General features: G+C 35.8%; 11 protein-coding genes. 9 read left to right on the top strand and 2 right to left on the bottom strand.

All coding sequences use genetic code 11. The annotated features are described in order from the left end of the window. Positions 1–30: 30 nt before the first annotated feature. The 7 genes from UH1x_RS06110 to UH1x_RS06080 all read left to right on the top strand — a co-directional run bounded on the left by UH1x_RS06110 (position 31) and on the right by UH1x_RS06080 (position 7,789). Positions 31–759 carry a type III pantothenate kinase gene (locus UH1x_RS06110; RefSeq protein WP_482625772.1) on the top strand — a complete coding sequence of 243 codons (729 nt, stop codon included), beginning with the start codon at positions 31–33 and terminating at the stop codon, positions 757–759. Further along, positions 760–2,046 carry a BamG family beta-barrel-assembly machinery protein gene (bamG, locus tag UH1x_RS06105; protein WP_482625771.1) on the top strand — a complete coding sequence of 429 codons (1,287 nt, stop codon included), beginning with the start codon at positions 760–762 and terminating at the stop codon, positions 2,044–2,046. A gap of 39 nt (positions 2,047–2,085) precedes the next feature. Continuing rightward, complete coding sequence (locus UH1x_RS06100; protein WP_482625770.1) at positions 2,086–3,459, top strand: tetratricopeptide repeat protein; 1,374 nt, start codon at positions 2,086–2,088, stop codon at positions 3,457–3,459. Between the two features lie 5 nt (positions 3,460–3,464). Then, complete coding sequence (lptC, locus tag UH1x_RS06095; protein WP_482625769.1) at positions 3,465–4,076, top strand: LPS export ABC transporter periplasmic protein LptC; 612 nt, start codon at positions 3,465–3,467, stop codon at positions 4,074–4,076. Then, the gene (locus tag UH1x_RS06090; protein WP_482625768.1) at positions 4,069–4,275 is read left to right on the top strand and encodes a hypothetical protein; all 207 of its coding nucleotides are present in this window, start codon (positions 4,069–4,071) and stop codon (positions 4,273–4,275) included. Before lptC ends, UH1x_RS06090 begins: the two co-directional genes overlap by 8 nt. 59 nt (positions 4,276–4,334) lie before the next feature. Next, the gene (locus tag UH1x_RS06085; protein WP_482626492.1) at positions 4,335–5,561 is read left to right on the top strand and encodes a hemolysin family protein; all 1,227 of its coding nucleotides are present in this window, start codon (positions 4,335–4,337) and stop codon (positions 5,559–5,561) included. 110 nt (positions 5,562–5,671) lie between these two features. Then, the gene (locus UH1x_RS06080; protein WP_482625767.1) at positions 5,672–7,789 is read left to right on the top strand and encodes a peptidylprolyl isomerase; all 2,118 of its coding nucleotides are present in this window, start codon (positions 5,672–5,674) and stop codon (positions 7,787–7,789) included. 54 nt (positions 7,790–7,843) lie between these two features. On the opposite strand, the gene UH1x_RS06075 is transcribed toward UH1x_RS06080, so the two are convergent. Then, on the bottom strand, positions 7,844–8,755 hold the full coding sequence (locus UH1x_RS06075; protein ID WP_482625766.1) for a GYDIA family GHMP kinase: 912 nt from the start codon (positions 8,753–8,755) through the stop codon (positions 7,844–7,846). Between the two features lie 11 nt (positions 8,756–8,766). After that, the gene (locus tag UH1x_RS06070; protein WP_482625765.1) at positions 8,767–10,083 is read right to left on the bottom strand and encodes a hydroxymethylglutaryl-CoA reductase, degradative; all 1,317 of its coding nucleotides are present in this window, start codon (positions 10,081–10,083) and stop codon (positions 8,767–8,769) included. Between the two features lie 211 nt (positions 10,084–10,294). Between UH1x_RS06070 and UH1x_RS06065 the strand changes: the two genes are divergently transcribed. Then, positions 10,295–12,460: a S9 family peptidase gene (locus UH1x_RS06065; RefSeq protein ID WP_482625764.1), complete on the top strand. Its 2,166-nt coding sequence runs from the start codon at positions 10,295–10,297 to the stop codon at positions 12,458–12,460. Positions 12,461–12,476: 16 nt separating this feature from the next. Further along, positions 12,477–14,009 (top strand): peptide MFS transporter, encoded by a 1,533-nt coding sequence (locus tag UH1x_RS06060; RefSeq protein WP_482625763.1) that lies wholly within the window; start codon positions 12,477–12,479, stop codon positions 14,007–14,009. The last annotated feature ends 7 nt before the right edge of the window (positions 14,010–14,016 follow it).

Genomic DNA, 14,016 nt, shown 5'->3' with positions numbered 1-14,016 from the left:
AATGTTTTTTTAATTTTTAATCTTTGTAACATGAATTTAATAATTGATGCGGGTAATACAAACGTTAAGTTAGCAATCTTTAGAAAGTCGGAAATAATTCATTTAGAGACTGTTGTTGTCGATTTGTTTGTTGAAGCGGTAAAAAAAATATTCAAAGAATTTCCGAAAATTGAATTTTCCATTGTTTCCAGTGTTGGATCACTTTCAAAGGAACAAATGAAGGTTGTGGCCGTTTTTTGTGACTTACATGAGCTTTCAAACACCTCAAAAGTGCCATTTAAGAACTCATATGCCTCACCTCAGACATTAGGTGTTGATCGTTTAGCCTTGGCAACGGCGGCTTATTATTTTAATCCACATCATAATAATTTAATAATTGATGCTGGTAGTTGTGTTACCTATGATATGTTAAATGATTTTGATGAATACCTGGGCGGAGCTATTTCACCAGGAGTACAAATGCGCTATAAAGCCATGCATGAACAGACGGCGAAGTTGCCGTTACTCGAGAAAAAAGAGTTATTGGACTACATAGGTAATACTACTGAAAACTGTCTTCATAGTGGAGTTGTAAATGGAATAACGCTTGAAATAGACGGTGTCATTGATCTTTTCAAAGCTAGATTTGAAAATTTAACAGTTATTTTAACCGGTGGGGACACACAATTTTTGTCTAAACGATTAAAAAATACCATATTTGCGGATTCCAAATTTCTCCTGAAAGGGCTTAATTATTTGCTGGAATACAACAAGCACTAAATGATCAGAAAAATTGTAATTGCAATTGTATACATTACCACTGTTGGTATGTACGCTCAAGATGGTACTGTTTCTCCCTATTCTTTTTTCGGAATAGGTGATTTAAGGAATGAAAGTACGGTAGAAAATCAAATGATGGGGGGTATTGGCGTCTATGCCGATAGTGTTCATATCAATTTAAAAAACCCTGCCGCTTTTGGGAAATTAGGGCTTGAGGTAATGGACCGTGAAGGTTTGGTTACCTATACTGCAGGTGTCTCCAATAAACAATACACACTTAAAAGTTTTACGGAAGAAGAGCAAAGCTCTATAACCAGTTTGGACTACTTGGCATTAGGTTTTAGTGTTGGTAAGGGTCTAGGTATGGGTTTTGGTATTATGCCATATTCATCTGTAGGGTATAATCTAGTGGATGAAAGAACTGTTTCTGGAAATTCTTTGACCAATGTCTATTCTGGTGAAGGTGGTTTAACGCGGGCTTTTTATTCTGTAGGATATGAAGTGTTGAAAGATTTAAGCATAGGTGCAACTGTGAATTTCAATTTTGGTACACTGGAGAGCGAAAGATTACAACAAATAGAAGATGTCCAATTTGGTACTTTCGATAGAAGAAGTTCAAGAGTAAATGGTTTCGATTTTAACTACGCCTTAAATTATTCTCCTATTATTAAGGGTAGAAATAGGCTTCACACATCAATAAGAGTAAATACGCAAGGTAATCTAGTGTCTACAAATGATAGGCAATTGGGTTCTTTTTCTGTATCCACAGGTGGTAATATAGAAGAGTTGGAAGTGGATTTGGTTTCCCAGAATTTGAAAAATACGGAATTAAAAATACCTACAACAACTACATTGGGTATTGGTTATGGAGAGGATTATAAATGGTTTATAGGTGCTGAATATAGTTTTCAGGAGATGAGTTCTTTTGAAAATGTATTCTTAGGTGCAGATAATATAGCGTATGAAGACGCAAGTTCTTTTGCTTTAGGTGCTTTTATTACCCCAGAGCATGGTTCTTTTACAAGTTACTTTAAACGAGTTACTTACCGAGCTGGTTTACGTTTGGATAAGACCGGTATGTTAGTGAATGACGTTGATATAAATAACTTTGGCATAACTTTTGGATTAGGCTTGCCACTGGGACGAAGTTTCTCAAATCTTAACTTAGGTTTTGAATTTGGTAAAAGAGGAACTACAAGAGCTAATTTGATAGAAGAGAGCTATTTTAAATTTAATGTAGGTCTATCGTTAAACGATCGTTGGTTCCAGAAAAGAAAAATCAATTAATAAAAATTTAGTACATTAACCATTTTAAAAAGAGAAAACATGAAATCGAAACTTTACTTCACGGCAATAATGTTCCTAGGGATGATGGGAGTGAGCAATGCGCAGGCGCAAAACCCTGAATGTATGACTAACTTGTCCATTTTTTCTGAGCATTCAAAAGTTAAAAATTATGATGCGGCCTATGAGCCATGGAAAATGGTTTATGAAACTTGTCCACAGTTAAATAACGCTATCTATGTATATGGTGAACGTATACTTAAAGATAAGATGAAAAAGGCTACTGGTGCCGACAAGGAAAAATTTGCTAATGATCTTATGGGTCTTTACGACAATAAGTTAAAGTATTTTGCATCTAAAACTAGTCAAGGTGAAACCGATGTTGATAAGGCAATGGTGATGTACGATAATAAAATGGCAGATGATGCTAAAATGTACAGCATGTTAAATGATGCATTTACTAAGGATAAAGAAAACTTCACAAATCCTAAGGCATTATATATCTATTTCTCTAGTTTGGTTGATGAGCATAAAGCAGGTAGAAAAGATTTGCAAGAAGTTTTTGATGTATACGATGCGGTTACTGAAAAAATAGAAGTTGAAAACGAAAAAATTACAGGAAAAATAGCAAAGTTATTACCTAAAGAAGAAGCTGGCACATTAACTTCAAAAGAAAAGTCTCGTTTAAAGGCTTACAACTCTTACTCTGGAGCTTATGGTAAAATTGCTGGTAGTATTGATTCTAAATTAGGTCCTTTAGCAGACTGTAGTAACCTTATTCCTTTATACGAAAAGAGTTTTGAAGAGAAAAAAGGTGATGTTGTTTGGGTGAAAAGAGCGGTAGGTCTTATGTTCAACAAAGAATGTACGGATGATCCTTTATTCCAAAAATTATTTGAAGCGCAGTTAGCTTTAGACCCATCTGCAGATGCTTATGTATATGGTGGTACTTTGAAAATGAAAAATGGGGATAGCTCAGGTGCACTTGCAGATTTTGATAAAGCATTGTCTTTAGAAACAAATAACGAGAAGAAATCTAAGATTGCTTACAAAGTAGCAGTTATTAATAAAAGAAAAGGTAGTAAGTCTACTGCTCGTAAATATGCTCAGAAAGCTATTGATGCTAACCCATCTAACGGTCGTGCATATTTATTGATCGCTAATTTATATGCAACAAGTGCAAACAGTTGTGGTACGTCTGCTTTCGAGAAAAGAGCTATCTATTGGAAAGCTGCGGATATGGCAAGAAAAGCAGGTAGAGTAGATCCATCATTAAGTGGTTCTTCAAGTCAAGCTGCAAACAGCTATAGTTCAAAAGCACCATCTAAAGAGATGATCTTTAGTTCAGGTATGGCTGGTAAAACTGTTACTTTCAACTGTTGGGTTGGTGGTAGCGTGAAAGTACCTTCTTTATAGAAAAAATGATACAGATTAAAAATTTTAAAGGCATTGCCGTGGTTTATACCATGGCAATGCTTTTTTTATCTTGTCAAGATGAATACAAGAGAGTTGGGGAAGAGGCGCCAAAAAAGGTTTATCCTAGAAGTGTAGCAGAGAATTTTGTGGCTACCTACACGGAATCCCCAGAAAAATTAGGCTCAGAAGATGAGGGTTCTTCTAAAGTTCTAGCAATACTCTCGGGTCCTGTTAGAAATGATTTTGAGCAGTTGTCTTTTCCGTATCAAACATTTCCAGAAGGTCTTTTGGTGGAGATTTTCAACGAAAAAAATGAAAAAACAATTATAGAGGCAGACTACGGAGTGTTGTATTCTAAGACTTCTATCGTAGATTTGCGTGGTAATGTACTTATAAAGAGTGATGATGGTAAGAAATTAGCAACATCTCAATTGTATTACGACCGTGGTAACGAATGGGCATTTACGCAAGAGAAGTTCACATTTACCAATCCTGATGATGGAACGGTAATGGATGGTGAAGGAATGGATATTCAAAAAGACCTTAAATTTTTAAATGCACATAAGACCTACGGACTTATGTTGATTAAAGAAGATAAAGAACAAGAGAATGATTAATATTTTAAGGTATACAGAATACTTATACGTAATAGTAGCTGGATTTTCAATTTTCAGAATATTTACAGATTGGAATACGGATAGAACTACGGCTTATTTCTTCGTGTTCTTTGCCATAGTATCTATAGGTATGTTCTTGTTTAGAAGAAACTACAGAAAAAAATTCGAACAACGTAAACGGGATAATCAAAATAAATAGTGGGTACAGCCGGTATTATCATTATACTTTCCTTGATTTTTTCAGCATTTTTCTCAGGAATGGAAATTGCCTTTATTTCTGCGAACAAAATCCATATTGAAATAGAGAAAAAACAAGAAGGCTTTTTGGCAATGGTATTGACCAGGTTGACCAAAAAACCATCAAAATTTATTGCCACCATGCTTATTGGTAACAATATAGCCTTGGTTATTTATGGTCTTTTCATGGGCGAAGTGCTTATGAATTGGTTTACTGGTATTGCGCCTAACAATACTTTTTTGAAGTTGTTGATCACAGATTTTAGTCTGTTGACCCAAACATTGATTTCTACTTTTGTTATTCTAATAACAGCAGAATTTTTACCTAAAGTACTCTTTCAAATTTATGCGAATAACCTATTGAAGTTATTGGCAATCCCTGCTTTTTTATTCTACATTTTATTTTCGTTTATATCCGATTTTATTATTTGGATTTCTGATTTCATATTAAAATATGTGTTTGGAACATCTGGAGATGAAGTTCAGTTGGCATTCAGTAAATTGGAATTGGGTGATTATATAACAGAGCAGATGGAAACTATTGAAGAAGAGGATGAGGTAGATACCGAGATTCAAATTTTTCAGAATGCATTGGAGTTTGCTGCTGTAAAAGCACGTGAAGTTATGGTGCCCAGAACAGAGATTGTGGCTGTCGAAATGCATGAGACCCCTAAAAATTTGGCAAAATTATTTACCGAGACAGGTTATTCTAAAATATTAGTATATAATGATACTGTAGATGATGTCATAGGTTATGTGCATTCTTATGAACTGTTCAAAAAACCAAAAACGATTAAAAGTATCTTATTACCTGTAGAGTTTGTGCCAGAAACAATGCTTATTCAGGATATGCTTAATGTACTGATTAAAAAACGTAAAAGTATTGCGGTAGTTTTAGATGAATATGGTGGTACATCTGGTTTGGTAACGGTAGAAGATATTGTGGAAGAGCTTTTCGGCGAAATAGAAGATGAGCACGATAGTACAGATTTAAGGGAAGAAGTGGTGGATGAACGTCACTTTTTATTTTCTGCAAGATTAGAAGTAGATGATATTAATGAAAATCACAAATTAAATCTTCCGGTGTCGGATGAATATGAGACCTTAGGCGGTCTTTTAGTGCATACCTTAGGGGAGATTCCAGATAAAGAAGTAGAGCTTACCATAGACTCTTATAAGTTTACCGTGCTAGAAGTTTCCAATACCAAAATAGATTTGATTTCAATAGAAGTTTTGGAAGAGGAATAACAGTGCATCAATCAATAAATTAGGAGTCTTTTTAGTTTTTATTATTTCAATTAAAAATGGTAGTTTTGCCTCCCAATAACCACAAACGATTATTTTAAACGTTAATTAGAATGGCAGTATTAGAAAATATTAGGAAACGTACAACAGTGTTGATCTTGATTATAGGTTTGGCACTTTTTGCATTTGTTATTTCTGGGGTTTTTACCAGTAGCAATTTTGGAGGAGAAAAAGTAGGCTCGTCAGTAGCTGAAATTAATGGAGAAGATATTTCTATTGATGAATTCAGACAAGAAGTTGAAGTAGCTTCTAACAGAGTTGGTCCAACGACATCATCAATGCAAGTGGTAAACCAAGTTTGGGAGAACAAGGTAAGAAAGACCATCTTAGGGGAGCAGTTTGAAGATTTGGGTATTGGTATAGAGCAAGATCAGATTGTTGATTTTCTAAGAACTACCGGTTATGCACAGAATCCTCAGTTTCAAGATCAAAATGGTCAGTTTGATGCAAACATGTTCAGACAAACCGTTGCGGATTGGAAAGTGAACAACCCTGCACAATATGATGCTTGGTTGCAAACAGAAGATGAAATCGTTCAATTGGCAAAAGAGCAAACATATTTTAATATGGTTAAGGCCGGTGTTGGTGCTACATTGAAAGAAGGTGAGCTAGATTATAAATTGGCGAACGAAAAAATGGATATTAAGTATGTAAGAGTACCTTACACTTCTATTCCAGATAGTACAATCAACGTTACTAAAAGTGAAATTGCTGATTATGTAAGCAAGCACAAAGATGAATACAAGCAGGATCCTGCAAGAGATTTGCAGTATGTGTATTTTCAAGAGAAGCCATCAGAGGCGGATCAAACAGCAATTAAAGATGAGATCACTAAACTTTTAGATGATACTATTGAGTACAATTCTCAAACAGATCGTAATGATACTATTAGAGGATTTAGAAATACAACAGATGTTGCTGCATTCTTAGACAGATATTCAGATACTAAATTTGATACAATATACAAGGCGAAGAAAAACTTGCCTTCTAGTGTTGCAGATACCTTAATGAGTTTAAACGTAGGTCAAATCTACGGTCCTTATAAAGATGGAGATTCATACAAGCTTTCTAAAATGATTGCAAGAAAGCCAAACGGTTCTGTAAAAGCGAGTCATATTTTATTGGCTTACACAGGTGCTACAAGAGCTAACCCAGCTGTAACTAGAACAAAAGAAGAAGCAGAAGCTAAAGCAAAAGAATTATTGAGAGAAGCAAGAAAGTCTGGTGTTGTATTTGCTGAATTGGCAAGAGATAACTCAGACGGACCATCTGCACCAAATGGTGGGGATTTAGGATATTTCCAAAGAGGAGTTATGGTGCCTAAATTCAATGATTTTGCATTTAACAATAATGAAGGTTCAATTGGCTTGGTTGAAACTGATTTCGGTTTTCATGTAATTAAAATTGATGACAAAGAAGATGTGGTTCAAATAGCAACTGTATCTAGGGAAATCGTTCCTTCAGAAGAAACAATCAATACATTGTTTACCAATGCTACCAAATTTGAAATGGAAACTACCGAAGACGAAAGTGCCTTTTCTACTATAGCAAAGAAAGATGAATACGTTGTTCGTCCAGTAAATAAGATAAAGGCCTTAGATGAAAATCTTCCAGGGTTAACAAATCAGAGAAATATTGTACAGTGGGCATTCAATGCTGATACTGAAGTTGGTGATGTAAAGAGATTTAATATCAACAACGGTTATGCTGTTGTTCAGTTAACAGGTAGTTATGCGGAAGGTGTAATGAGTGCTGAAGATGCTTCTATACTTGTTCTACCTATAATAAGAAAAGAACGTAAGGCGGCTCAAATCATCGCTGCTAATAAAGGTAAGGATATGAGCGCTATTGCATCTGATAATAGTGTAAGTATTTCTAATGCTTCTGCGCTTACTGTTAAATCACCAACAATTCCTGGTGCAGGTAGTGAGCCGGTAGTAGTAGGTACTGCTTATGGTATGTCTGCTGGAGCAACTTCAGGGTTGATACAAGGAAACACCGGTGTTTTCAAAATTGAGATCATTAAGAAGACGGAAGCTCCTAAATTGGATAACTATAGTGTATATGCCAATGCTTTGAAAACCGGTGCGGCTAGTCGTGCTAACATTGAAGTTTATAATGCGTTGAAAGACGGTTCTGAAATTGAAGATAAAAGAGCTACGTTCTACTAGTAGTAATTTTAAGATTTATATAAAAAAAAGAGCATCCAATTGGATGCTCTTTTTTTATAGTATCATTTTTGAGTAGGGGAGAATAGTATGGTATCCTTTTTTCTTGAAGTAAGACATATCTTTTTCCGTTCCAGTAACTAAAACAAAGTCCCCGCCCCAAGCTCCTAAACTTTTAATAGTTCTAGGGTAATCAGTGAAAAGCGAATCTTTGATAGTAGGAATTTGAAGTGTTTTTGATAAAATAGCCTCGTGCTCGTTCAATAAATCCTCAAACTCGGTTATGTCGGTACACTTTTGAATGTTTTCGGTTATAGCGTCTACCTTAGTTATAAAAGCTTTTTTATCAAAATCTAAACTTCTATAGCTATTAATGGCATCTCTACTGTTCTTTTTCTGGTTTAGATAAACAAAGAACAGCTCGTCTTTAAAAGATGGGTTAAAATGAACTTCATCAACTATTGGCTCAAAATTATTTCTTTGATAGGTAATAGCAGAGTTATGCGTTGCGCATGCAATATCATATCCGCTACCACCAAAAGTGGACTCTAGTAATTGATACGGATTAACGCCTGCCCAAGTTGACATATTGGCTATTAAGGTAGAAGAGGTGCCCAATCCCCAAACCATAGGAAAGGTTACTTTTGTTTCGATAATACTGTTTTCAGTAATCTTGGATAAGAATTCAGGATTAAGCTTGTTGGTTTCGGTCAATATTTGCTTCAATCGATCGGATGTAGCTTGGTCAGTGGTTGTAACGGTTTTAAAATCTAATTTAGAAAATTCGGCATAAAACCACGTATCGTCATTTTCATCAACGCCAAACCAGTGAATTGTCTCCGTATTCTTATTTCTAAGTTTTAAGGACTGTCCAAATTTCGTTGGTAATGCTAATCCTTTTGCACCATCAAGAATGGCATATTCTCCTGTCAATAGTAATTTTCCATTGCTGTAAAATTCCTTCGTCATAGCTTAAAGATTTACTTTCTAATAATACTTAATTGACTTTCCACAGCGTGGTGGCTAACCGGGTTGGTTTTAAAATGTTTCACCAAGGTGGCTTTTTCATTTTCGTTGGCTCCAAGTTGGTTTAAGATATTTAACAGGTGCATTTTCATGTGCCCTTTTTGAATTCCTGTAGTAACCAAAGAGCTTATTGCGGCAAAATTCTGGGCTAATCCCGCAACGGCAACTATTTGCATGAGTTCTTTGGCCGATGGTCGCTGCAACATTTCTAAATTTAGCTTCACAAGAGGATGTAAATTCGTAAGTCCGCCAACGGTTCCTAGTGCTAAAGGCAGCTCTATCCAAAATTTAAAAATTCCGTCTTCAATTTTCGCATGGGTTAAGCTTCTATATTGCCCGTCTTTACAAGCATATGCATGTACACCAGCTTCAACGGCTCTAAAGTCGTTTCCCGTAGCCAGTACTACCGCGTCAATACCGTTCATGATGCCTTTGTTGTGCGTCACCGCACGATACGGTTCCACTTGAGCAATTTTGATGGCTTGTATTATTTTTTCTGCAGTGTGTTGTGGAGTCAATTCTGCCGATAGATTTAAATCTTCTACCGGGCAACTTACTTCTGCGCGAACGGTACAGTTGGGAACATAGTTAGAAAGTATGCTCATTACTATTTCTACATCTTTTTCTTGTGTAGAAAATGCATTAAACTGGGCGGCTTCTTTTTTTAAGGTTGTTGCAAATTGCTCCAAACAACTGTTGATGAAATTAGCGCCCATGGCATCCTTAGTTTCAAAAGTAGCGTGCAATTGAAAATAGTGGTCCAGCTCATCGGTTTTATTCTTTAGAACGATGTCTGTAATGCCACCACCCCTTTTTTCCATGCTAGTAGTCAAAGATGCACTTTCTGCTAGTAAAAGAGGTTTTAAGTACGTAAAAAACGAGTCTAGTTTTTTAGTGTCTCCTTTAAATATGAAATGAACCTGACCTACTTTTTCAGTGCCTAATATTTCTGCTTTGAATCCGCCTCGTTTTAACCAGAATTTAGCAGCTTTACTTGCTGCTGCAATTACAGAACTCTCTTCTATGGCCATAGGTATGGCGTATAGCGTATCGTTGATTAAAAAATTGGGTGCAATGCCTTGTGGTACGTATAAGTTTGTGATGGTGTTTTCAATAAACTCATCATGCAATTGCTGAACACTTGTATCTTGGTTCCAATATGTTTGCAGAATTTTCTTTGATTGGGCTGCGTTTTGCGTGAAATTCTCTGTAACCCAGTCTATTTTTTCCTCTTTCGTTAGTTTGGAAAAACCACTTATCGGTTTGGTCATTTAGGTATAACTTTCTACTAATATTCAATGTTGTGTACATGTGAAGATCATGAAAAATGCAGCACATTGTAACAGCGGTAAAGATACACATATTGGCAATAATCTTTTTTAAATGGTCAAAGCGTTAAAAGCACTTTCTTTTTTACTCTAAAGCGTGTTTTTTTGAGGAAATTGTGGTAAACTTGAGAGATTTAACAAAATTCACTTATATATGCGAAAAACACACTTAATTGCGTTGATTTTACTTTCATTCAGCGTATTTACTTGGGCACAGGACAAACAAATACAAGTTTCAGATATTTATCAAGGAGCTTTTAGAACAGAAGGGATGGATGCCCTTAGGTCCATGAAGAACGGCACCCAGTACACGGTTCTTAATACAAACAGATTCAGCCAAATTACTACGGTTGACAAATACGATTATAAAACATTAGAAAAAGTAGCTACCGTAGTTTCATCTGCAGATTTAGCTGACATTACTTCCTTCTCTTCATATGACTTTAGTTCAGATGAAAAACAGATGCTATTGTCTACGGAAGTAGAGCCAATATTCAGAAGATCGAAACTTGGTATATATTATGTCTACGATATTGCTACAAAAGAGGTAGTGAAAGTTAGTGATGACAAAATTCAAGAACCATTATTATCCCCAGATGGTAGTAAAGTTGCGTATGTGAAAAGTAACAACATTTATATTTTTGATCTTTCTACGGGTAAAACTAAACAGGTTACTGAAGATGGAGTAAATAATAAAATAATCAATGGTGTTACCGATTGGGTGTATGAAGAAGAGTTTGCATTTGTTCGTGCTTTTGAATGGAATGCAGATGGTTCTAAAATAGCTTTTTTACGTTTTGATGAAGCCAATGTTCCAGAATTTTCCATGGACGTATACGGCACAGGGTTGTATCAACAGCCACACGTATTTAAATATCCAAAAGCAGGTGAAAATAATTCTATAGTTACATTGCATTTATTAGACGTTGCAAGTGGGTCAATTACTTCGGTTGATTTGAAAGATGCTTATTACGTACCAAGAATTAAATGGAAAAACCATAAAGATTATTTAAGTGTTCAGACCCTAAACAGACATCAAGATCAATTAACAATGTATACGGTCAATGCTAAAAAGGGCGAAGTTTCTGTATTATTGGTAGAAAAGGATGACGCTTATGTAGACGTTACCGATAATTTGACTTTTTTAGAAGATGATAGCTTTATCTGGACAAGTGAAAAAGATGGCTATAATCATATCTACTTATATGGGGAGGACGGTAGTTTAATGAACCAAATTACTAAAGGAGATTGGGAAGTGACCAAGTACTATGGTTACGACCAAAACGAAGATAAAATATACTACCAGTCTACAGAAAACGGTTCTATTAACCGTGGCGTTTACAATATTAGTAGTGGAGGTGATGATAAAAAAGGTTTGGCAGTAAGTAAAGGAACGAACAACGCTTCTTTTAGCACAGATTTCACCTATTTTATTAATACGTTTTCAAGTGCAGATACTCCGCCGGTATACACGTTGCATCAAGCCATTAGCGGTAAGAAAGTAAAAGATATAAAAGACAATAGTCAATTATTGAAGAGGTTAGAAGGTTATGCTGTTAGCCCTAAAGAATTCTCTACTATTTCTATAAATGGCAATGATCTTAATATGTACATGATCAAGCCAAAAGATTTTGACCCTTCAAAAAAATATCCGTTGTTTATGTATCAGTACAGTGGTCCTGGCTCACAAAATGTGAGCAACAGCTGGATGGGTGCTAACGACTATTGGCATCAAGGTTTAGTAGCTGAAGGCTATATTGTTGCTTGTGTAGATGGTAGAGGAACCGGATTTAAAGGAAGGGATTTCAAGAAAGTTACACAGAAAGAATTAGGTAAATATGAGGTAGAGGACCAAATAGCCGCTGCTAAAAAAATAAGTGAATTACCATATATAGATGCAGATAGAACAGGTATTTGGGGTTGGAGCTATGGAGGCTTTATGTCTACAAACTGTATTTTAAAAGGTAACGATACATTTGAAATGGCCATTGCGGTTGCTCCGGTAACTTCATGGGCTTTTTATGATACTATCTATACGGAACGTTACATGCAAACGCCGCAAGAAAACCCAAGTGGTTATGATGACAACTCGCCATTCAATTATCCGCAGTTATTAGAAGGAGATTATTTGTTGATACATGGTACAGGTGATGATAATGTACATGTACAGAATTCCATGAGAATGATTGAAGCTTTAATTCAAGCGAACAAGCAATTTGATTGGGGAATCTACCCAGATAAAAATCACGGAATTTATGGTGGAAATACAAGAATTCACCTTTTTAACAAAATGACCAATTTCATAAAAGAAAAACTTTAATCAAACTAACATCTATATGACTGAAAGTACTGAATTTTCAGACCAAAAACAGGTTTTTGGACACCCGCAGGGTTTATTTTATTTATTCTTTGCAGAGTTGTGGGAGCGTTTTAGCTTCTACGGTATGCGAGCGTTGCTGACGCTTTATATGATTGACGTAATCTTCAAAGCCTTGGCAGAAAGAGATTATGCCACGGCAGCTGTATACTCCTCTTACGGATCATTAGTTTATGCCTCTACAGTTATCGGAGGTAAATTATCGGATAAGATTTTAGGAATGCGTAATTCCATTTTCTTAGGTGGTATTTTAATGTCTATAGGGCATTTTGTTCTTGCTATTGAAAACAACATGGCCTTCTTTTTGGCCCTATCATTGATTATTGTGGGTAACGGTTTTTTTAAGCCAAATATTTCCACGTTCGTGGGTACCTTATATGAGAAAGGTGATCCTAAAAAAGATTCCGGATTTACCATTTTTTATATGGGTATTAATATTGGTGGTTGGGTAGCTCCTTTGTTGTGTGGATGGCTAGCGGCTACTTATGGATGGCACTATGGCTTTGGCTTAGCAGGTATTGGTATGTTAACCGGTTTGATCGTATTCTGGAGAGGTATTCAAACTAATGTTTTTGGAGATAGGGGATTACCACCTAATGAGCATGTATTGGAGAAAAAAGTACTTGGTGTAAAACAAGGTATTCTTGTGCCTGTACTTGCTGTATTGGCAGCGCCATTAATAGCATTGTTATTATCATCTTATAAAGCTATTGCTACAGATGGGTTGTTCGCAGATCAAAATATCGTTAATGTGATTTTTACAGGTATTGGTATTGCGGTATTGGCATATTTGGCATATGAGATGTTCAAGGCAAATGTTAAGGAGAGAAAAGAACTATTCGTAGCTGTTTTGCTAACTTTTTTCATGACTATATTCTGGGGTTTCCATGAGTTATCCGGTAGCGTTATTACACTGTTTGCAGCTAGAAATATTGACTTGGATGGTATTATGTCTGCGGCACAAACCAATTCACTGAACTCCATGTTCATTATAATATTGGCTATTCCTATCTCAATGATGTGGACGTGGTTGAGCAAGAAAAATTGGAATCCTAGAACTCCGTATAAATTTGGTTTGGGATTACTTTTTGCCGGTGTCAGTTTTTACGTTTTAGCATTAAGTGGTGGTAGCGCCAACGAAAGCGGTTTTGTTCCTTTTACATATCTTTTGTTAATGTATTTCCTATTGTCGGTTGGTGAGTTGTTTATGTCTCCTGTCGGTCTTTCTAAAATGACAGATTTGGCACCAGCTAGATTAATCGCCTTTATAATGGGGGTTTGGTTTTTATCATCTGCATTTGCATTTCAGATAGTTGGTTTTATTGGTAAACAATTAGCTATTGAAAGTACGGATGGCGATGTTAACGGTTTTGCAACTTTAACGGTTTATACAGATGGTTTTATGCTGATTGCAAAATATGCTTTAGGTGCAGGTGCTATTGTTCTTTTAGCATCACCGTTAATTAAAAAGTTAATGGGTAAAGTGCATTAGTATAAAG

The organism is Maribacter sp. UH1 (assembly GCF_056839145.1).
This window is presented reverse-complemented; position numbering and strand designations above follow the sequence as displayed.

Bases quoted from the DNA above. Each gene is read 5' to 3' on its own strand.
- UH1x_RS06110 (WP_482625772.1), top strand. From the start codon at position 31: ATGAATTTAATAATTGATGCGGGTAATACAAACGTTAAGTTAGCAATC.
- bamG (WP_482625771.1), top strand. From the start codon at position 760: ATGATCAGAAAAATTGTAATTGCAATTGTATACATTACCACTGTTGGT.
- UH1x_RS06100 (WP_482625770.1), top strand. From the start codon at position 2,086: ATGAAATCGAAACTTTACTTCACGGCAATAATGTTCCTAGGGATGATG.
- lptC (WP_482625769.1), top strand. From the start codon at position 3,465: ATGATACAGATTAAAAATTTTAAAGGCATTGCCGTGGTTTATACCATG.
- UH1x_RS06090 (WP_482625768.1), top strand. From the start codon at position 4,069: ATGATTAATATTTTAAGGTATACAGAATACTTATACGTAATAGTAGCT.
- UH1x_RS06085 (WP_482626492.1), top strand. From the start codon at position 4,335: ATGGAAATTGCCTTTATTTCTGCGAACAAAATCCATATTGAAATAGAG.
- UH1x_RS06080 (WP_482625767.1), top strand. From the start codon at position 5,672: ATGGCAGTATTAGAAAATATTAGGAAACGTACAACAGTGTTGATCTTG.
- UH1x_RS06075 (WP_482625766.1), bottom strand. From the start codon at position 8,755: ATGACGAAGGAATTTTACAGCAATGGAAAATTACTATTGACAGGAGAA.
- UH1x_RS06070 (WP_482625765.1), bottom strand. From the start codon at position 10,083: ATGACCAAACCGATAAGTGGTTTTTCCAAACTAACGAAAGAGGAAAAA.
- UH1x_RS06065 (WP_482625764.1), top strand. From the start codon at position 10,295: ATGCGAAAAACACACTTAATTGCGTTGATTTTACTTTCATTCAGCGTA.
- UH1x_RS06060 (WP_482625763.1), top strand. From the start codon at position 12,477: ATGACTGAAAGTACTGAATTTTCAGACCAAAAACAGGTTTTTGGACAC.